Below are 20,254 nucleotides of genomic sequence, written 5' to 3'. Positions count from 1 at the left end.
ATGGCTACCGTATCCGACATCACGACCACCCCCTTGTCCGGGCTGAACTATATCGATGCGCTGCTCGATACCGGCCCGGACTGGAATTACCTGACGAACGCCTCGGGCGCGCCGATCACCACGCTGACCTATACGTTTTCGGTTGCTTCCGGTAACGAAGACGCGGCCTCCTCGCAAACGAATTTCACGGGATCGGCGCAAGCGTTCTCCGCTTCGCAGCAGGCCGCGACCCGTGCCGCACTGACCTATATTTCGAACCTGACGGGCATCCAGTTTGCCGAGACGAGCGACGGCAACGCCGCGCAGATCCACCTGGCCGATGTCAACCTGGCTGCCAGCAATGTGACCGGGCTGTGCAGCTGGCACAGCAGCTATGGCATCGACGGCGTCCAGCTGAGCAGCTACAACGCCAATGCATATGTGTACCTCGACAACGTCGAGTGGAATTACCAGAACGCCAACCTGACCGCGGGCGGCCAGGGTTACGAGACGCTGCTGCACGAGCTGGGCCATGCGCTCGGCCTGAAGCACCCGTTCGACGACAACATCAACCTGCCGGCATCCGAGGACAACACGTCGAACACGCTGATGTCCTACACCGACGTCGGCGGTCCGTATTCGACTTACCGGCAGGACGACATCGCCGCGCTCATGTGGCTGTATGGCGATGACGGCCTGCGCGGCAATCTCGGCATCAATTCGACGGCGGGCGCTCATTACCTCGTCGGCACCACCGGTGCGGACGTCATCACGGGAACGAGCGCGGACGATAAACTTGAAGGCGACGGAGGGAACGATATGATCGACGGCGGAGCAGGGACCGACACCGCGGTATTCCGCGGCGTACGGAGTAACTATACCTTCAGCGCGCTGGCCAACGGCAACCTGCAGGTGACCAGCACGAACGGCAGCGATGGGGTCGACACGCTGCACTCGATCGAGGTCCTGCAGTTCGCTGACATGAGCGTCAGCAGCGCGGATATCGTCAATGCCGATACCACGGCACCCGGCGCACCCACGCTGGCCGTGACCAAGAACGCCAACGGCTATGCCGCCGGCAGCAATCCGGCCGTCACCGGCGCCGCCGAGGCGAATGCCACGGTGAATGTCTATACGTCGGGCCATGAGCTCGTCGGGACGACCAAGGCCGATGCGAGCGGCGTGTGGAGCCTGACGACGAAAGCCTTCGCCGACGGTACGGGCTACCAGATCTACGCGACGGCCACCGACGCGGCCGGCAACACGTCAGTGACCAGCAGCTCGGTCACCTTCAACATCGATGCGCATGCGCCCGTGATCCCCGTCGCCACGCTGTCCTACACCGACGGCGGCAACCAGGCCACGTTCAGCGGCACCGGCGAGGTCGGTACGACGATCGAGCTGATTCGCGGCGGCGACTTCGTCGACATCGCCACCACGACCGTCGGCGCCGACGGCAAGTGGAGCGTCACGACGTCGCCGCTGCCCAACGCCAGCTATACGGTCAGCGCGGTCTCGGTCGACCTGGCCGACAACGCGACCAGCGCCGCCAACACCATGGCATTCACCGTGGCCAGCAGCGCCAACCTGGCCGGCACGACCGGCAACGACAAACTTACGGCCACCGCCGGCAACAATGCGATCGATGGCCTGGGCGGCATCGACACGGTCGTCTACGCCGGCCAGCGCGTCAACTACACGGTGGCCAAGGAAACCCTGGGCTATGGTGTGACGGACAGGGTCGGCGATGGCGGCCATGACGCCGTCATCAACGTCGAGCGCCTGCAATTTTCCGACGGCGCGGTGGCGCTGGACATCAGCGGTTCCGCGGGTCAGGCGTTCCGCCTGTACCAGGCCGCGCTCGACCGCCCGGCGGAAAGCGCCGGCCTGGGCTTCTGGATCTATCAGCTGGACCACGGCCTGACTCTGGACGACATGGTGCAGGACATCATTAAAAACCAGCCGGAATTCACCCAGAAATATGGCACCAATCCGACCGACGCCCAGTTCGTGAACCTGCTGTACGCCAACGTGCTGCATCGCTCACCGGACGCGGCCGGCTACGACTTCTGGCTGCACGCGCTGGCGAACCACGATACGACGCAGGTCGGCATCGTCAAGTTCTTCAGCGAAAGCCCGGAAAACCAGGCGCAGGTCATCGGCACGATCCAGGACGGCATCGCCTACACGCCCTGGGCTGGCTGAGTTCCCGTCGTCGTCCCCGTTTTTCACCGCAAAGAGCCGCTTTCCAGCGGCTCTTTGCTTTTGCGCGGCGCAGTATCATGCGCCTTTTACTTTTTTATCGAAGGATAGCGACGTGAGCGACGAAAACCGTTTCATCGACATCGAAATCAAGCTGGCCGACCAGGAAAACCTCGTCGACACCCTCAACCGCACGGTCTACGAGCAGGGCCGCCGCATCGATCAACTGGAAGCCATGGTGGCCAAGCTGGCCGAACACGTGCGGACCTTGCGCGACGCCGGACAGGGACCGGTCAACGAGAGGCCGCCGCATTATTGAGTCCACGCAGGGCCGCGGCGCGAAGTCACAATTGGAGAAATAGTCAGGTTGAGCTGGAAATTCCTGGCACCCGATAGTGACTTTGGTTACCGATAAAAGAAGAAACATCATTGCACAAATACATTTTTTGTTTGATTTATGCAACGATTACATTTGAGTAAATTGATTGTTTGGGCGGTGTCTTATGCGCGCTCAAAAAATGTCTTCCAGCATCAAAAGCCACGTGTTTTCTCTTATTTTTCCGATTTGCAAGAAAATATGGGCTGTTTTCGCTTCTTTTTAGAAAATTTCGTGCGAAAGAAGTGCGTCACCTCGATTTTCTCAACATGTCATCTTCAACTTTCCTGTCTAATCTGTAATCAAATTTAGCTATACCTTAAGGATGAGCTCAAGGTAGTATCGCGTAAATACACGCTGCTCGGCAGAGTGTATTTGGCCCGCAAAACGTTAAATTGCGGGTTTTTCCTTCTCCAAACGAGGGCTGATACGATGTTCATGCGTAACCTTGAGATGCGCGAATTCGCGCCATCGGCGCCGGCGCCATTGCTCGTCCGTTCCCGGGCGGCGCGGTGCCCGGAACGGTACGAACTGAACGTCGCAACCGGTTATTACGACCGCCCGGACATCCTGGATGCGTGGCATCGGATGCTGGCCGTCGCCACCAGCCCGGAAACGCTGTACCAGTCCCCGCAATTCTTCAGCCACCTGATCGACATGCATCAAGGGCGGGATGCGAACTGCGAACTGTTCGTCGTTCGCCGCAGCGTCGATTACGCGATCGTCGGCTTCATTCCCGTGCGCACCATCGCGTGCGGCCTCGAGTTCCGCGTCGGTCCGGTGCCGCTGTTCAAACGAACCATGCGCGCCTGCCAGATTCTCGGCAGCGTCCCGTTGCTCGATCCTGCCGAAGAAGGCCTTGCCGAGTTCGTCATTCGGCAATTGCTCGAACGCTATGTGAAGTGTGACGTGCTGTACCTGCAGGCCGTTCCGGAAGACGCCGCCTCTGCCCTGGGCGGCATCGCGGGCGTGTCGGCCTATGTCATGAACGGCTGGCGCGAATGCCATACGCAGCCTCTGCCGGACAGCGTCGACGGCTATCTGCAGAAATTCACTGCCAAGAAGCGCTACAACCTGTCGCGCCAGGTCCGCCTGCTGACGGAAGCGGCCGGGGCGCTGCAGGTGCTGCGCATCGAGCAACCCGGACAGGTTCCGGCCATGCTCGACGCGCTGATCGCCACGGGCGCATGCCCAGGCGCGGAGCGCGGCGCCGAGCAGGCCCGGCTGGAAGGCCTGGCGCGCCACGGCCTGCTGCTGTCCTACGTGATCCGTTGCGGCGACGAGGACATCGCCGTCGTGTACGGCTCGCGTTCTGCCGCCGTCTGGCACGTCTACAAGATCGCCTGCCTGAAGAAGTATCTGCATCTGTCCGTGGGTACGAGCGCGATCCACCTGGCGGTGCAGGACGTGCTGGCCCATTTCGCGTTCAAGGACATCGATTTCGGCTACGGCACGCCGAGCGCGGAATTCCGCTCGACCCATGTGCTCAAAACGCGCGGCCTCGTGCTGCTGCACCGCGCGCGCAGCCTGACGGCCTTGTCGTTGAAGGTGCACGGCATGTACGACGCCGCGAACGACGCCCTGATCCGCCAGGTCAAGCGGGCGCAGAAATGGCACGCGCAACGCCGGCAGGCGACCAAAAAACCGCCACCCAGGGCCGACGCGGCGCCGACTGTTTCCTGAGCGCGCCGGACGCGCGCACCGCCATGGCCGCCGCGTGCGGCCATTTTCTTTCATGCGCCGCCAGCGAACAAGGAGATCGCGTTCGAGCGCCGCGCCGGCGTGGTCGTTTATCGTGGCCCGGTCACGAGCGGGCAGCCGTTTTTCTTGTTGTTATTGCTAGTCTGTTATGGGATTATTTTCCGATCGGGCGCGACCTGCGCCCCTGGCCCACCACCGACGAGGAACCCACGACATGCCTCTGCCACCCGACGCCAACGCCCCCAAGGATTTTGATTTCATCATTGGAGAATGGCTCGTCAAACACAAACGCCTGAACGCCCGGCTCGCGGGATGCACCGCATGGACGGAATTCGAAGGCCGGACGTCGACGATGAAGATTCTCGGTGGCTTCGGCAACCTCGAAGACAATCTCCTGCATTTCCCCGAGGGCGCCTTCCGCGCCGCCGCCATGCGCTCTTACGACCCCACGTCGGGCACGTGGTCCATCTGGTGGCTCGACGGCCGCAACCCGACGGCACTCGACACGCCCGTCGTCGGCAGGTTTTCCGATCACGTCGGCCTGTTCTTCGCGGACGACTTCCTGGACGGGCAGCCCATCAAGGTGCGGTTCATCTGGACGGCGCGGCCGGGTGCGCATCCGCGGTGGGAGCAGGCGTTTTCGAGTGATCAGGGTAAAACCTGGGAGACGAATTGGGAGATGGAATTCATTCCTGCTGGCCGTGGCGAGCGGTGAGTACGCCGTTTCAATCGTCGGACTCGATGTGGAACCGGAAGGGGCAAGAACAGGCAGGCGCCTCCAGCGACGGTGTCATCATTACCATCGTCACATGCTGGCGCAAACATATTGTCAGGCCCACGCCGCCATCAGCAAACAGATGAAGCCAATCACGGCAATGCTTCCGTGCACGAGAACAAGCCACTTGGGAAGCGGAATGTCGTTTAAATGGAAGCGCAAGTTCAGCAAAACACCCCCTGCCGCCGCAACCAGAAACAGTATGAGTGCCAATGTGGCCAGACCCGGCACGCTTGTGGTAGCCGCTGCAAATACCAGCAGCGTTAGCGCAGCTGCCGCTAAAAAACCATGTACCATCGCGAGCCACGACGGAGGATGCGGCTTGCCGCTGAAACGAAGTATCGCCATGGCCGCACCGCCTAAAGCAGAGATGGCGAACAGCACGGTTGAAGTCTTCAACATCAGGTTCGGTTCCATCGAGGCCTCCTCAGGGTGTCAGAAAGCTTGCGCAAGGCACACTCGCTCGCACCTCTCCTTGTGTATTCAAATAGCGGCAGGTTGTCAGTGCCGTAGCGTACGGTCACTTTATCCGGATTATTGGTGGCGCAGTGAGCATGGAATCGATCGCGCCCGGCTGAATGAATACTTCGGCCATATTTTTTGATAGGGAAATTTGATGGGGAAAAACCGGCTAGAAGCCTTCAGCGACGGCGTCATCGCCGTCATCATCACCATCCTCGTGCTGGAACTGAAAGTCCCGCACGGCGGGGACTTCGGCGTCCTGATCCCGCTATGGCCGGTGTTCATGAGCTACGTGATGAGTTTCATCTATGTCGGCATTTACTGGAACAACCACCACCACCTGATGCACGCCGTGAAGGAAGTCAGCGGCGGCGTCCTGTGGGCCAATCTGCACCTGCTGTTCTGGTTGTCGCTGATCCCGTTCGTCACCGCGTGGATGGGCGAGAACCATTTCGAGACCGGGCCGACCGCGGCGTATGGTTTCGTCCTGTTCATGTGTTCGGTTGCATATCTGCTGCTGGTCAAAAGACTGATCGCCAATCATCCGAAGAACGCCAAGCTGGCTGAGGCAATCGGCAACGATCGCAAGGGCAAGCTGTCGTGCGTCCTGTACCTGGCCGGCGTGGCGCTGGCGTGGTTTGCGGCCTGGCTCGGGTTCCTGGTTTATGCGGTCGTGGCGATCGTATGGCTGATTCCGGACCGGCGCATCGAGGAAAAAGTCGTCGAGGAGACCGAGCCGGAAGAGTAATCCAAACGGGGCTGAGCATCTCCGGAACCCGTTTTTTTCGGCCGTAAATATGTAACATCCGACAATATCCCTGCTATGCTTTGCGGGCACTACCGCCGGGCTCGCCCGGCGGTTTCCATTCCGGTGTCCGTACGTGATCGATAAACCGCACGGCACGGATGGGTGTGCGCGCAGCACAAAAAGAGATCGGCCCGTGGCACAAGCATGGGCGATCCGACAACCCTCCGGAGATCCCAACCAATGAACCGTTCGCACATCCTGGCCGTCGCTGTTACCGCAGCCGTTGCCAACCTGGCCTATGCCGCCCCCGCTTCGCTGCTGCCGGCGTCCAATCCGTTCGCCAAGCCGAGCACCCTGCAATACCAGTACCCGGCCTTCGACAAGATCAAGAACGACGACTTCGCGCCGGCGTTCGACGAAGGCATGCGCCAGCAGTCGTTGGAAATCGACGCCATCGCCAATAACAAGGCGGCGCCGACCTTCGACAACACGATCGTCGCGATGGAGCGTTCGGGCCAGCTGCTGAACCGCGTCTCGACCACGTTCTTCAACCTGGTCGGCTGCAACACCAATCCGACCCTCGACGCGCTCGACAAGGATCTCGCGCCGAAGCTGGCCGCCCACAGCGACAAGATCCGCCTGAACGACAAGCTCTACAAGCGCATCCAGACCCTGTACGACAAGCGCGCCAAGCTGCACCTCGATCCGGAATCGGCCTACCTGCTCGAGCGTTATCACACCGACTTCGTGCGGGCCGGCGCCAAGCTGTCCGCCGCCGACAAGGAAACGCTGAAGGCGTATAACGGCAAGATCGCCGCGCTGCAGACCCAGTTCAGCCAGAACGTGCTCAAGGAAGCGAACGCGTCGGCACTCGTCGTCGACACCCGCGCGGAACTGGCCGGCATGTCGGACAAGGCGATCGACGCCGCCGCCGCGCTGGCGAAGAAGGATGGGCTGGACGGCAAGTTCAAGGTGCCGGTCGTGAACACGACGCAGCAGGCGCCGCTGTCCGTGCTGACCAACCGCGCCACGCGCGAGAAACTGCTGGCGCTGTCGCTGGCGCGCGGCAGCCACGGCGGAGACTACGACAACCGCCAGGTCGTGCTGGGCCTCGTCAAGGCACGCGCCGAGCGCGCGAAGCTGCTCGGCTATCCGAGCCACGCCGCCTATATGCTGGAAGACCAGACTGCCAAGACGACGGGCGCCGTCAACCAGCTGCTGGCCGAGTTCGCCAAGCCGGCCGTGCGCAATGCGAAAAAGGAAGCGGCCGAGATCCAGAAGGTCATCGATGCCGAAGGCGGCAAGTTCCAGGCTACCGCTTATGACTGGAACTATTACACCGACAAGGTGCGCCAGGCCCGCTACGCGTTCGACGAAAACCAGCTGCGTCCGTATTTCGAGTACAACAACGTGCTGTTGAACGGCGTGTTCTATGCCGCCAACAAGGAATACGGCATCACGTTCAAGGAGCGTCACGACCTGCCGGTGTACAACCCGGACGTGCGCGTGTTCGACGTGTTCGATGCCGACGGCAAGCAGCTCGCGATCTTCCTGCACGATCCGTACGCCCGCTCGAACAAGCGCGGCGGAGCGTGGATGAATGCCTACGTCAGCCAGAACAAGCTGATGGGCACGCATCCGGTCATCGCCAACCACCTGAACATCCCGAAGCCGGCCGCCGGCGAGCCGACCTTGCTGACGTACGACGAAGTGCGCACGATGTTCCACGAGTTCGGCCATGCGCTGCACGGCATGTTCTCGAACGTGAAATACCCGCGCTTCTCGGGCACCCGGGTGCCGCGCGACTACGTCGAGTTCCCGTCGCAGGTCAACGAGATGTGGATGGCCTGGCCGGAAGTGCTGGCGAATTATGCCAAGCACTACCAGACGGGCGCGCCGATGCCGAAGGAGCTGCTGGATAAAGTCCAGGCATCGTCCAAGTTCAACGAGGGCTACCGCACGACCGAGTACCTGGCCGCGTCGATCCTCGACCAGAAATGGCACCAGCTGGGCGCCGACCAGATCCCGACCGACGTGCCGGGCTTCGAGGCGGCCGCGCTGCATGACGCCGGCGTCGACTTCCCGCTCGTCCCGCCGCGCTACCGCACGACCTATTTCTCGCACGTGTTCTCGGGCGGCTACTCGGCCGGCTACTACGGCTACCTGTGGGCCGAGAAGCTGGACGCCGACACCGTCGAGTGGTTCAAGGAAAACGGCGGCCTGCTGCGCAAGAACGGCGACCGCTTCCGCCAGATGCTGCTGTCGCGCGGCGGCACGATGGATGCGATGGAGATGTACCGCAACTTCCGTGGCCGCGATGCGAAGATCGAGCCGCTGCTGGAGCGCCGCGGCCTGACGGGCGAGTAAGCCACACCCGCACGCCGTTCCCGCCGCGGCGGGGACGGCGTTTTTTATCACGCGTAAACACCGCCGCGCGCCAATCCTCTCCCATCAGGTATAAACTTTCTCACAACACTCTACTGTGAGAAAGCCATGCTGCCCGATAACGAAGACACCCTGAAAGCGCACCTGAAAGCCCTGCACCGCAGTCTCGAGGAGCGGGGCGAGGTCGACGACGAGCTCGAAATGCTGCTGCGCCAGCTCGACGGCGACATCAAGCACGTACTCGACAAGCGCGCCCAGGATCCCGACGCGACGACCTACGGCCTGGCCTCGCGGACGCAGGAGCTGACGGCCCGGTTTGCCATTCGTCATCCGCACCTGGAACCGGCCCTGCGCGAGCTCGGCAATATCCTCGCGAGCATGGGGATTTGAGACAAGCCATTGAAAATTAAGCCATTTTTACGACGGCCGGCAGATTAATACAGCGTTTTCCGGTAAAATGCCGGCCAATGAACTCCCCTGCCAATCTTTTCGCGAACGTCGCCAAACGTTCCAGCCGCGCCCCGGCCGCCCCGTTCCTGCCCATGTCTCGCGCCGAGATGGACAAGCTGGGGTGGGATTCGTGCGACATCATCCTGATCACGGGCGACGCCTACATCGACCATCCGAGTTTCGGCATGGCCCTCGTCGGCCGCCTGCTGGAAGCGCAGGGGTATCGCGTCGGCATCATCAGCCAGCCGGACTGGACCTCGGTGGAACCGTTCCGCGCGCTGGGCAAGCCGAATCTGTACTGGGGCATCACGGCCGGCAATATGGATTCGATGGTCAACCGCTACACGGCCGACCGCAAGATCCGCTCGGACGACGCCTACACGCCGAACGGCGAGCCGAATAAACGTCCGGACCGCGCCGTGACCGTGTACTGCCAGCGCGCGCGCGAAGCGTTTCCGGGCGTGCCCGTCATCGCCGGCAGCATCGAGGCGTCGCTGCGCCGCATCGCGCACTTCGATTACTGGTCGGACAAGGTGCGCCGCTCGGTGCTGTTCGAATCGAAGGCCGATCTCGTCATCTTCGGTAACGCCGAACGCGCGCTCGTCGAGATCACCCGGCGCATCGCGGCAGGCGAGAACATCAAGACCATCCGCGACCTGCGCGGCACGGCCTTCCTCGTGCCGCACGGCTGGCTGCCGGACGAGGAGTGGACCGTGCACAATTCCACGCGCGTGGACGTGCCGGGCCGCATCGACGCGCAACCGAATCCGTATGCGATGGCGCTGGAAGATCCGAAGCAGTGCGCGCTCGACAACGCCGCGCCGGAACCGGCAGTGAAGCCGATCGTCATCATGACGCGCGAGGAACGCCAGGCCGCCGCGAAGGAAAAGGCGCGCAAGACCGTCGTGCGCCTGCCGAGCTTCGAAACCGTCAGCGAAGACCCGGTGATGTATGCGCACGCGTCGCGTGTGTTCCACCTGGAGTCGAACCCGGGCAATGCGCGCGCGCTCGTGCAGCAGCACGGCGACCGCGACGTCTGGCTGAACGCGCCCCCGCTGCCGCTCGCGATGGACGAGATGGACGGCGTCTACGACCTGCCGTACGCGCGCGCGCCGCACCCGAGCTACGGCAAGGCGCACATCCCGGCCTGGGAAATGATCCGGTATTCGGTGAACATCATGCGCGGCTGCTTCGGCGGCTGCACGTTCTGCTCGATCACGGAGCACGAGGGCCGCATCATCCAGAGCCGTTCGGAACCGTCGATCCTGCGCGAGATCGAGCTGATCCGCGACACGACGAAGAACTTCGCCGGCACCATCACGGACCTGGGCGGCCCGACCGCGAACATGTACCGTCTCGCGTGCAAGGACAAGAAGATCGAGGAAAGCTGCCGCCGCCTGTCGTGCGTGTATCCGACCATCTGCAGCAACCTCGGCACGGACCACAGCAAGCTGATCTCGCTGTACCGCAAGGCGCGCGCGATCCCCGGCATCAAGAAGATCCTGATCGGCTCCGGCCTGCGCTACGACCTCGCCGTGCGCTCGCCGGAATACGTCAAGGAACTGGTCACGCACCACGTCGGCGGCCTGCTCAAGATCGCGCCGGAGCACACGGAAGAGGCCACGCTCTCCAAGATGATGAAGCCGGGCATCGGCGCCTATGACGAGTTCAAGGCGTTGTTCGACAAGTACTCGAAGGAAGCGGGCAAGAAGCAATACCTGATCCCGTACTTCATCGCCGCGCACCCGGGCTCGACGGACGAGGACATGCTGAACCTGGCCCTCTGGCTCAAAAAGAATAATTTCCACCTCGACCAGGTGCAGACGTTCACGCCGACCCCGATGGCGATGGCGACGACGATGTACCACTCAGGTAAAAATCCGCTGCACAAGGTCACCGAGGATTCGGAAGAAGTCGTCACGGCCAAGAGCGGCAAGACCCGCAAGCTTCACAAGGCGTTCCTGCGCTACTACGATCCGGAAAACTGGCCGGTCCTGCGCGAGGGTCTCAAGCGCATGGGTCGCGGCGACCTGATCGGCAACGGCGAGCGCCACCTGGTGCCGCCGGCTGGCGCCGAACAGGACGCCGCGCCGCAGCGTGGCGGCGAACGCCGTCCGCCGGTGGCTCCGCGCAGCGACGCGCCGAAAGGCCGCGTGATCGAGGTCGCGACCCGGCGCAACGGGCGCGGCGGCGAGCGCCGCGGCGAACCGGCACCGTTCATGGCGCCGCCGTCCAAGGTGAAGGCCGGCATCCTGTCGACCATCAAGTCCAAGCCCAAGGCAGGCCGTAAATAAACGCACACCGGGGTCAGAGCCCGTTTTTTGGCAATAGCTCAAAAGCCATTACCTAAATTCGGGCTCTGACCCCGGTGTTCTTTATACGCTCAAATCCGCGCTTGCCTGCTTGTCCCGCAACCGGCGCGCATACCGGTGGCGCGCCCTGAGCCGCGGGTTGGTCATGAGTCTCCCCATGGTCTCGCCGACCACCATCACGACGCCCAGCAGCGGCAGCACGAGCATCAGGCCGGCCACGCCGGACAGCGCGCCGCCGATGAAGATCATCAGCACCGTCACCAGCGGGTGGATGTGCAGGCTGCGGCCCAGGGTCAGCGGCATGAAGACGAAGTCGTCCAGCAGGCGGGCCAGGATGAAAACGACGATCGCGCCGTAGGCGATCAGCGGGTTGGCCGGGGCGTCCGTGGCGGCGACCACCACGACCATCATGCAGCCCACGATCGAGCCGACGAACGGCACCCACGCCAGCAGCGCGGAGATCAATCCCAGCAGCAGCGGCGACGAGACGCCGATCACCCACAGGCCGAAGCCGAGCACGATGGTGTCCAGCACGGTCAGTTTCAATAAGCCCTCGAAGTAGCGCCGCGCCGTCTGGTCGACCTGGTGCAGCAGGAACAATGTGCGTTCGAAATAGGCGTTCGGCACGGCGCGCGCGAGGAATTTTTTGAAGCGCAGGCCGTCGCGTAGGAAGAAGAAGGCGAGGAACGGTGCCAGCAGCAGCGACGGCAGCCAGCCGGCCGCGCCCAGCAGGATGGACGTCAGGTGGCGCTGGGCGAAATTGTCCGTATAGGCCTTGAAGCGCTTGTTGACGATCGCCGTCAGGTGCATCTCGGCCAGGATGGGAAACTTGGCTTCCAGCAGCGTCATCGTGTTGCGCACGAAGGCGACGCCGCCGTCCAGGTACAGGGCGCCGGTCTTGTGCCAGCTGTCGGTGTCGCCGGGGGATCCGGTCCAGGTCATCGCCGCCATCAGCAGCAGGGCGCTGGCGCCATAGAATACGGCGCACACGAGCGTGGCCGAGACGTTGCGGGTAAAACCGGTGCGCAGCAAGTGTTGCATCGGACCCAGCAGGATGTAGTACAGGACGGTGCCGAGGATGAAGGGCAGCACCAGCCACAGCATGTGTTCGAGCAGCACCAGCAGCAGACACGTGATGCCGACGATGCCGATCCAGACGAACGGTCCGCTGCGCTCGTCGCGGAGTGCGTCGTTGATCACAGGGCCTCCACCTGGGCGTGGCCGTCGAGCCAGCCGCGCAGGCGCTGGCCGATGTGGCGCGCCAGTGCGAGCGAGATCTTGTAGCCGATCACGGCATCCGTTTCCATCAGGGCCAGGAAGTCATCGCGGAAGAATACGGCCAGTTCGCAGGCGTCGAGGGCACGCACCTGGGCGCTGCGTGGCGAATTGTCCAGCAGGGCCAAGTCGCCGAAGAAACTGCCCGGTCCCAGGTCCCCGACCAGCTGGCGGCCCCTGCTGTGGCTGCGACTGATCTGCACGCGGCCGCTCATCACCAGATACAGGGCCTGGCCCTCCTCGCCCTCGTCGAACACGATTTCGTCCGGCAGGTAGCGGCGTTCATGCATGAGGCCGTCGACGAACTTGATTTCCAGGGGTTTGAGGGAACGGAACAGTGGCGTGTTCTGCAGCCGGAGCTGACGGGGGGACAAGGTGTGCGATTTCAGGAAACCAAAGATCACGAAAGCTCCGGGACAATGCAGCAGAGTAGCTGTACGTCAATTATGAACGATTCATTTGTGCTTGCGCAGCTACTACGCAACGCTCGGCAATCACGGTGCATATCGCTCAACAGTTGATATAAATCGTGCGTGCACCCGATTGAAAAACGTGTAATATAATTCCTTTGGGAAATATTTCTTATATTAATGGCATCATCTCACCACTTCCGACCAGGAGGAACCGAGTGATCGATATCCAGACCTTCATGCTGGCGCTCGGCGTCGGTAACACGGCGTTTGCCCTGCTGATGGCGGGCTATATGCGCGGCGCGGTACCGAATCCCGCCCTGCGCACCTGGATGTGGGCGCGCCTGTCGTCCGGGCTGGCGCAGATCTGCTGCTGGATGGCGCCGCATGCCGGACTGCCCATCGCCGAGGAACTGGCCGCCTTCGGCTGGGTCGGCGGTGTCGCATTGGAACTGGCGTCGTATTGCGTGTTCTTCGGATTCCGCAACTGGCGCCGGGTGCTTGCGCCGGCCGCCGTCGCGGCGCTGTTCGTCGTCGCCGCCGCGGCGATGGCTCAGGCGTCGCGCGAGCAGATGACGCAAGTGGTGGCCGTGATCGTCGCCCTGTTCGCGTCCGGCGCCGCCGCCATCCTGCTGCGGCCCCAGGCCGGCGCGCCGCTGCTGCAGCGTGTCATCGGCGCCAACGATGCCCTGTTCGCCATCGCGATCTGGACGTGGATGGCCGTGGCAAACGGCGGCGTCGGGAGGTTCGATGCGAATCCGGTAGTTGGCTTTGCTTATCTGGCGAGCTATTTACTGATGATCGTCAATGGATTCGGCTTCTTGTTGTTGTGTAAGCTCAAGGACGACCAGCGCATGCACCACCTGGCCACGATCGACGGCTTGACCGAGATGCTGAATCGCCGCGCCTTTTTCGAACGGGCCGAGAAAGCGCGCCAGCAGGCGGTGCGCCTGCGCAAGCCGATCGCGCTGATGATGCTCGACCTCGACCATTTCAAACAGCTCAACGACGGCTTCGGCCATGCCTGCGGCGACGAGGCCCTGCGCCTGTTCGCCGACACCGCGCGTGCGAGCCTGCGCGACAACGACGTGATGGGCCGGCTGGGCGGCGAGGAATTCGCGCTGGCGATGCCGGGCACGTCGCTGGCGGGTGCGCAGCAGGCGGCGGAACGCCTGCGCGTCGCCGTCGCCGAGGCACCGGGACTGGCCTGCGCCGCGACCTATCGCATGACGGTCAGCATCGGCGTCGTGATGATCGATCCGGGCGAGGAATTGACGGCCGCCCTGGCGCGCGCCGATCACGCCTTATATACGGCCAAGACGGGCGGACGCAACCGCGTCGAGATCGGCGGACCGCTCCTCAAGCGGGCCTGAACCGCCGGTATCCAATGGCGTCGAGATCGGCGCGTCCCTGCTCAAGCGGGCCTGAACCGCCGACATTCAAAGCACACCGGGCTGCGCGTCCAGGTCGAGCGTGGCCGTGGGCGGGATGCGCAGGTCCAGGTGGCTCGTCAGCACGATGCAGCGATTGTCCGCGTGCGCGCGGCGCGTCAATGCCGTCTCCAATACCTCGACCGCCTGCACGTCCAGGCCGTTGAACGGTTCGTCCACCAGCAGCAGGCGCGCCGGCAGCGCGAGCGCGAGCGCCAGTTGCAGCTTTTTGTATTGGCCCAGCGACAGTCCCGCGACCGGCTGGCCACCGATGTCGGCGATGTGAAACGCATCCAGGTGCCGGCCCAATACATCGCGGTCGGCGTCGGCGTAGAGCGCCAGGTGCAGTTCGAGCCATTCGCGCGCCGTCAGCCAGTCCAGTGCCGGCGCTTCTCCGCCGCAATAAAAGCTCAGGCGCCGATAGGCGAGCGCATCCGTTGCGCTGTCCAGCCCGTCCAGGCGGATGTGGCCGCGGCTCGGGGCCAGCGCGCCGCCCAGCAGTTTTAATAAGGTCGTCTTGCCGCGGCCGTTGCGGCCGCGCAGCCAGGTGAGGCCGGGGCCGAGCCGCAGGTTCAGCCCGACGAAGACGCTGCGCGTCGCAAAGTGAAAACCGAGGTTCTCGACGTCGACGGATGGACTCATTCCCATAATTTGCTTCCGGTGGCGCACAACAGCATGATGGCGAACGCAACGAGCGCCATGCGGCCGCGTGCCGTGAAGGGAGGTGTCAGCACGAGCAGCGGCGCAATGCCCCAAGCCAATGCGAGGAAGAGGTGGGCGGCCGTCCCGTGCCACGCACCGGCCGCTGCGCCCATGCAGGTCAGCACGGCCAACGCGGGCGTCAGGATCAGCAAGGTCATGGCGCGTGCGTGCCGGGCCAGTGCGGCAACGTCGATGGGCCAGCCGGCCGCCGGCACCCGCACGCGTGCCAGCTGGGTCCGCAACGCCTGGTCGGCGTCGTGCACGAGCAAGACCAGCAGGATACTCGTCAGCACCGCGCCGAGCACGCGCGGCATGGCCTGCGGTCCCATCATCCACAGCGCGGCGGCGCCGGCGGTGGCGGCCAGCAGCACGCACTGGCGCGCGCCGGCGACATTGCCGCGCCACAGCGGCAGCCAGAACAGTCGGCGCCACAGATACAGTGCGCCGATGCGGGACGCGGGCGGGTGGGTGCCCGCAGCGGCAACCGCCGGCGCCCGGCGCGCGCGTTGCGGGAGGCCGGCGCCGCGTACGAGCAGGACGGTGGCGCACGTCCAGGTCAGCAGGAAGGACAGCACGGTCCCGGCGACGGCGCGCGGCGGCACCAGCCAGTCGGGACGTTGATACAACCACACCGCCAGCGAGGCCGTGTACGCCAGGCCCAGCGGCCCGGTCAACAGGGTGGCGACGACGGCGGAGGCGCGCAGCAACAGGCCGGGCGGCACCGGCAGCGGATGCAGCCACGCGCGCACGTGCGCGGGCATGACGCGGGGCCGCAGCAGCACGATTGGCAGGCTCATCGCGACACCATGCAGGCACAGCAGGGGCAGGGCGAGCGGCAGCGGTTCGGCGGCTGCGAGCATCGCGGGCATGGCGGCAAAAGCGAGCAGCCCGACGAGGGTCGGACCCAGCACGAACATGACGATCTCGGCGGAGCCGCGCAGGCGCGCGGCCAGTTGCGCCAGGGCGTGGCGGGCGAGGCGGAGACGGAACCGGGTGTAAGGATGCGTCATCGATAGAGTCGGGGGATGAAACGAAAAAAGGTCCGACGAATCGGACCTTTTTTTCTTGATGCTGGCGGAGCGGACGGGGCTCGCCCACGTTCCGCGGGCCGCGGAATCGCTTGCAAGCGATTCCCTTCGACCCCCAACACGTGTTCCCCGCAGGGGGAACACTTTTACATCTGAATTCTGGCGGAGCGGACGGGGCTCGAACCCGCGACCCCCGGCGTGACAGGCCGGTATTCTAACCAACTGAACTACCGCTCCGTTTACTTTGATCGGTTCTTCACTTTGCAAATTGCCGGAACCTGGTGGGCGCTGAGAGGCTCGAACTCCCGACCTAATCCTTGTAAGGGATCCGCTCTACCAACTGAGCTAAGCGCCCGTCACTTTGTTCCGGTTTCTTGCCAACGTTTGTCATCACGTCCGAAGAGGCCCGAATCATAGCGTATCCCTTCAAAAACGTGCAAGGGGTTTTCAGAAAAAAGTGAACAGGGATGCAGCATGCGACTTTCTCATATGCAACAGACTGTTGTAAGGATGTGTGCGGCTGGTTGTATTCCTTGCATAAGGATATACACATAATCGACAATTGCCGTTTTACACGCCGGCAATATTTAGACATCGACAATCAGGTGCGAGTTTGCCGAGGCCCACAGCCTGCCCTACCCGGGTGCCTCAGGAGAGACAGCGGAGACAACGCGGCAGTTTTTTTCACTCTTCCCTAGGAAAAACTCAATGATCAAGATGTCGAAGATGCACAAGCGCGTCATCGCCGCGCATGGCGCGGTGCTGGCGCTGGCCGTCGTACCCGGCGGCGCGGCCCTGGCCCAGACTGCGCAGGCGACCCAACTGCAGACGGTCACCGTGACCGCGCAGCGCCGTACCGAAAACATCAAGGAAGTCCCGGTGTCCGTCACCGCCATCAAGGGCGAAAAGCTGGACGTGCTCGTGTCCGGCGGCGCGGACATCCGCCTGCTGGCCGGCAAGACGCCCAGCCTGAACGTTGAGTCCTCGAACGGCCGCACGTTCCCGCGTTTCTATATCCGCGGCTACGGCAACACCGATTTTTCCGAATTCGCATCGCAGCCCGTGTCGCTGATCTATGACGACATCGTCCAGGAAAACCCGATCCTGAAGGGCTTCCCGATCTTCGACCTGGCCGGCGTGGAAGTGCTGCGCGGCCCGCAAGGCACCCTGTTCGGCCGCAACACCCCGGCCGGCGTCGTGAAATTCGAATCCGAAAAGCCGAATTTTAAAAAGGTCGAGGGTTACTACAACGTGTCGTACGGCACCCACGGCACCACGAACGTCGAAGGCGCGGTCAACGTGCCGCTGTCGGACAAGTGGGCGATGCGCGTATCGACCCTGCGCCAGCACCGCGACGACTTCGTCGACAACTACAGCGACATCGCGAAGACGAACAAGACCAGCGAACTCGACGGCTACAACGAACATGCCGAACGCGTGCAATTCCTGTACAAGCCGGATACCACGTTCAGCGCCCTGTTCAACGTGCACCAGCGCACGACCACCGGCAGCGCCCGCCTGTTCCGCGCGAACCTGATCAAGAAGGGCACGAACGACATCGTCGACGGCTACGACCTCGACAGCATCGTCACCAACGCCCAGAATTTCCAGAACCTCAAAACGAACGGCGCCAACGCCCGCATCACGTGGGACCTGGGCCCGGTCCTCTTCCACTCGATCACCGGGTACGAGTCGGTCGGCAATTACTACAGCCGCGGCGACATCGACGGCGGTACGCCGCAAGGCCCGGGCTTCATCCCGTTCCAGTCCGAGACGGGCGGCTTCATCGACGACCTGAAGCAGTACTCGCAGGAATTCCGCGTCGAATCGAAGGATGCGGGGCCGCTGCACTGGCAGGCCGGCGTCTACTACTTCAAGGAAGACGTGACGGGCGGCAGCGACGGCTACAGCAGCGCCACCGGCGCCCGCACGTCGCGCCAGTCCAGCGAGCAGAACAACAAGGCCTGGGCCGCGTTCGGTTCCGTGATGTACAACATCAATGACGCCCTGTCGGTGCGCGGCGGTATCCGCTACACGGACGACAAGAAGGACTTCCACACCGTCACCGCGATCGGCTTCACCCCGGTCGGCCCGAACAGCGTCGGCGAAAGCAAGGACAAGATCAACTGGGATCTGTCGAGCACGTACAAGTTGAATGCCGACGTGAACCTGTACGCCCGCATCGCGACCGGCTTCCGCGCCCCGAGCATCGCGCCGGCCTCGACCTTCGCACCGGTGGGCATCACCGTCGCCGACGCCGAGACCATCACCTCGTACGAAGGCGGCATCAAGGCCGACCTGTTCGAGCGCCGCGCCCGTGTCGCGTTCTCGCTGTACGACTTCGACGTCAAGAACCAGCAGCTGACCGTGGTCGGCGGCAACACCAACGTCACCAAGCTGATCAACGCGAAGAAGACCGAGGGCCGCGGCGCCGAATTCGACTTCGAAGGCCTCGTGACGCCGGACCTGCGCGTCGGCGCCAGCGCCTCGTACAACTTCACCGAAATCCGTGACCCGAGCCTGTCGCTGAGCAAGTGCGCAGCGTGCACGATCACCGACCCGCTCAATGCCGCCGGCAACGTCCTGATCGACGGCAACCCGCTGCCACAGGCACCGAAGTGGATCATGAACCTGAACGCCCGCTACAGCATGCCGGTGGCGGACGGCGAGTTCTACGTCTATACCGACTGGTCGTACCGTTCGAAGATCAATTTCTTCCTGTACGAAGCGAAAGAGTTCACGGGCAAGCCGCTGACGGAAGGCGGCCTGCGCCTGGGCTATATCTGGGCAGACGGCAAGTATGAAGTGGCCGCGTTCGGCCGCAACATCCTCGACCAGCGCCGCATCACCGGTGCGATCGACTTCAATAACCTGACGGGCTTCACCAATGACCCGCGCACCTACGGTGTTCAGTTCAAAGGCAACTTCTAAGTTGTAGCAAGTCGTCAGGCAGAAAGGCCGCGAGCGATCGCGGCCTTTTTTTTTGCCCCAAAGATTGTGCCCAAAACCGGGCTCTGACCCTAATACCGTTAAGTTAAGCGGCAAGTTCAGCAACGATCGCTTGTAAACGAGGCCGCGGGCTGTTAACCTGCGGCCTTCATGTTATCTGAATCCCTACCACTTGTTACTGTCGACTTGGCAGCCCCTGACTGGAGGCGGCTGGGCGAGCATCTTCCCGCCGAGTGGATCGAGGCGGCACTGAACTATTCTGGCAAGGCCAGCATCCGCCAGCGGCGTTTGCCCGCGCAGCAGGTAGTATGGCTGGTGATTGCGCTGGCCTTGTACCGACACCGGTCAGTACGTCAAGTGTTGGCGGAACTGGACTTGGCTTTACCGGACCTGGAGGACCGCTGTGTGACCGATAGCGCCGCAACCCAGGCGCGGCAGCGGCTTGGCGAGGAGCCGCTGGCCTGGTTGTTCGCCGCCTCGGCCCGGCGCTGGCACCAGCAGGATGAGCAGCGGTATCAGTTCAAGGGCCTGCAACTTCTTGCCATGGACGGGACCACACTCAAGCTGGCCGACAGTTCCGAAAACCGGGACCATTTCGGCGCACCGCATTACGTGGGCGATGCCACTGCCAGCTATCCCCATGCGCGTTTGGTCACATTGTGCGTGCTCGATACCCAACTCGTTCTGGCGGCGCGTTTTGGCATTTACCGTCAAAGCGAAATCACCTTCGCACGGGACCTATTGGCGGATATCCCCGACCACTCATTAACGGTCTTCGATCGCGGCTTTCTGGGAGCCGAACTACTCTGCAAGCTCAGCGGTAATGGGCTCGAGCGCCACTTTCTGGTGCCAGCGAAGGCCAACACGCGCTGGACCCTGATCGAAGGCGATGAGAAAGACGGCGTGGTGGAGATGAAAGTCTCAGCTGCAGCACGCAAACGAGATCCGGACCTGCCCGCACACTGGCGCGCACGGGCCGTTCTGACGCCTACGCCGCAGGGGCGGCTCGTTTATCTTTTGACTTCGCTGCTGGACCGTCGACGCTTTCCTGCCGATCAATTGCGCCAATG

16 protein-coding genes and 2 tRNA genes are annotated in these 20,254 nt (G+C 63.1%); 11 read left to right on the top strand and 7 right to left on the bottom strand.

Going from position 1 to position 20,254, the window contains the following annotated elements; all coding sequences use genetic code 11:
- The 4 genes from U9J41_RS12040 to U9J41_RS12025 all read left to right on the top strand — a co-directional run bounded on the left by U9J41_RS12040 (position 1) and on the right by U9J41_RS12025 (position 4,973).
- Positions 1-2,184 carry a DUF4214 domain-containing protein gene (locus U9J41_RS12040; RefSeq protein WP_322402424.1) on the top strand — a complete coding sequence of 728 codons (2,184 nt, stop codon included), beginning with the start codon at positions 1-3 and terminating at the stop codon, positions 2,182-2,184.
- 112 nt (positions 2,185-2,296) lie between these two features.
- The gene (locus U9J41_RS12035) at positions 2,297-2,500 is read left to right on the top strand and encodes a SlyX family protein (protein WP_056437778.1); all 204 of its coding nucleotides are present in this window, start codon (positions 2,297-2,299) and stop codon (positions 2,498-2,500) included.
- Positions 2,501-2,995: 495 nt separating this feature from the next.
- Complete coding sequence (locus U9J41_RS12030; RefSeq protein ID WP_322402423.1) at positions 2,996-4,240, top strand: GNAT family N-acetyltransferase; 1,245 nt, start codon at positions 2,996-2,998, stop codon at positions 4,238-4,240.
- Between the two features lie 232 nt (positions 4,241-4,472).
- Entirely contained in the window at positions 4,473-4,973 is a 501-nt protein-coding gene (locus tag U9J41_RS12025) for a DUF1579 domain-containing protein (RefSeq protein WP_322402422.1), read from the top strand.
- A gap of 114 nt (positions 4,974-5,087) precedes the next feature.
- On the opposite strand, the gene U9J41_RS12020 is transcribed toward U9J41_RS12025, so the two are convergent.
- Positions 5,088-5,450 carry a hypothetical protein gene (locus tag U9J41_RS12020; RefSeq protein ID WP_322402421.1) on the bottom strand — a complete coding sequence of 121 codons (363 nt, stop codon included), beginning with the start codon at positions 5,448-5,450 and terminating at the stop codon, positions 5,088-5,090.
- A 199-nt stretch (positions 5,451-5,649) separates the two neighbouring features.
- On the opposite strand from U9J41_RS12020, the gene U9J41_RS12015 reads away from it, so the two are divergent.
- The 4 genes from U9J41_RS12015 to U9J41_RS12000 all read left to right on the top strand — a co-directional run bounded on the left by U9J41_RS12015 (position 5,650) and on the right by U9J41_RS12000 (position 11,372).
- Positions 5,650-6,243, top strand: coding sequence for a TMEM175 family protein (locus U9J41_RS12015; protein ID WP_322402420.1), 594 nt, complete (start codon positions 5,650-5,652; stop codon positions 6,241-6,243).
- Positions 6,244-6,483: 240 nt separating this feature from the next.
- The gene (locus tag U9J41_RS12010) at positions 6,484-8,610 is read left to right on the top strand and encodes a M3 family metallopeptidase (RefSeq protein WP_322402419.1); all 2,127 of its coding nucleotides are present in this window, start codon (positions 6,484-6,486) and stop codon (positions 8,608-8,610) included.
- 126 nt (positions 8,611-8,736) lie between these two features.
- The gene (locus tag U9J41_RS12005) at positions 8,737-9,018 is read left to right on the top strand and encodes a DUF4404 family protein (protein ID WP_322402418.1); all 282 of its coding nucleotides are present in this window, start codon (positions 8,737-8,739) and stop codon (positions 9,016-9,018) included.
- A 77-nt stretch (positions 9,019-9,095) separates the two neighbouring features.
- Positions 9,096-11,372, top strand: coding sequence for a YgiQ family radical SAM protein (locus U9J41_RS12000; protein WP_322402417.1), 2,277 nt, complete (start codon positions 9,096-9,098; stop codon positions 11,370-11,372).
- Between the two features lie 81 nt (positions 11,373-11,453).
- Here U9J41_RS12000 and U9J41_RS11995 read toward each other — a convergent pair whose 3' ends face one another.
- On the bottom strand, positions 11,454-12,587 hold the full coding sequence (locus tag U9J41_RS11995; RefSeq protein WP_425260390.1) for an AI-2E family transporter: 1,134 nt from the start codon (positions 12,585-12,587) through the stop codon (positions 11,454-11,456).
- Positions 12,587-13,069: a cyclic nucleotide-binding domain-containing protein gene (locus U9J41_RS11990; protein WP_322402415.1), complete on the bottom strand. Its 483-nt coding sequence runs from the start codon at positions 13,067-13,069 to the stop codon at positions 12,587-12,589. The genes U9J41_RS11995 and U9J41_RS11990 overlap by 1 nt, the downstream gene beginning before the upstream one ends.
- A gap of 224 nt (positions 13,070-13,293) precedes the next feature.
- Between U9J41_RS11990 and U9J41_RS11985 the strand changes: the two genes are divergently transcribed.
- On the top strand, positions 13,294-14,448 hold the full coding sequence (locus U9J41_RS11985; RefSeq protein ID WP_322402414.1) for a GGDEF domain-containing protein: 1,155 nt from the start codon (positions 13,294-13,296) through the stop codon (positions 14,446-14,448).
- A 66-nt stretch (positions 14,449-14,514) separates the two neighbouring features.
- Here the strand turns inward: U9J41_RS11985 and U9J41_RS11980 are convergent, their stop codons facing one another.
- The 4 genes from U9J41_RS11980 to U9J41_RS11965 form a co-directional block, all read right to left on the bottom strand.
- Positions 14,515-15,147: an ABC transporter ATP-binding protein gene (locus tag U9J41_RS11980; protein WP_322402413.1), complete on the bottom strand. Its 633-nt coding sequence runs from the start codon at positions 15,145-15,147 to the stop codon at positions 14,515-14,517.
- Positions 15,144-16,217 carry a hypothetical protein gene (locus U9J41_RS11975; protein WP_322402412.1) on the bottom strand — a complete coding sequence of 358 codons (1,074 nt, stop codon included), beginning with the start codon at positions 16,215-16,217 and terminating at the stop codon, positions 15,144-15,146. The genes U9J41_RS11980 and U9J41_RS11975 overlap by 4 nt, the downstream gene beginning before the upstream one ends.
- A gap of 178 nt (positions 16,218-16,395) precedes the next feature.
- Positions 16,396-16,472 (bottom strand) — tRNA-Asp (locus U9J41_RS11970).
- Between the two features lie 42 nt (positions 16,473-16,514).
- Positions 16,515-16,590 (bottom strand) — tRNA-Val (locus U9J41_RS11965).
- Between the two features lie 353 nt (positions 16,591-16,943).
- On the opposite strand from U9J41_RS11965, the gene U9J41_RS11960 reads away from it, so the two are divergent.
- Both U9J41_RS11960 and U9J41_RS11955 read left to right on the top strand, forming a co-directional pair.
- Entirely contained in the window at positions 16,944-19,166 is a 2,223-nt protein-coding gene (locus U9J41_RS11960; protein WP_322402411.1) for a TonB-dependent receptor, read from the top strand.
- A gap of 168 nt (positions 19,167-19,334) precedes the next feature.
- A partial coding sequence (locus U9J41_RS11955; RefSeq protein WP_322402410.1) for an IS4 family transposase occupies positions 19,335-20,254 on the top strand: 920 nt, incomplete at its 3' end.

Source organism: Massilia luteola (genome assembly GCF_034420155.1).
Lineage (GTDB): Bacteria > Pseudomonadota > Gammaproteobacteria > Burkholderiales > Burkholderiaceae_D > Telluria > Telluria luteola.
The sequence above is the reverse complement of the archived record's forward strand: the minus strand, read 5'-3'. Positions and strand labels throughout refer to the sequence as shown.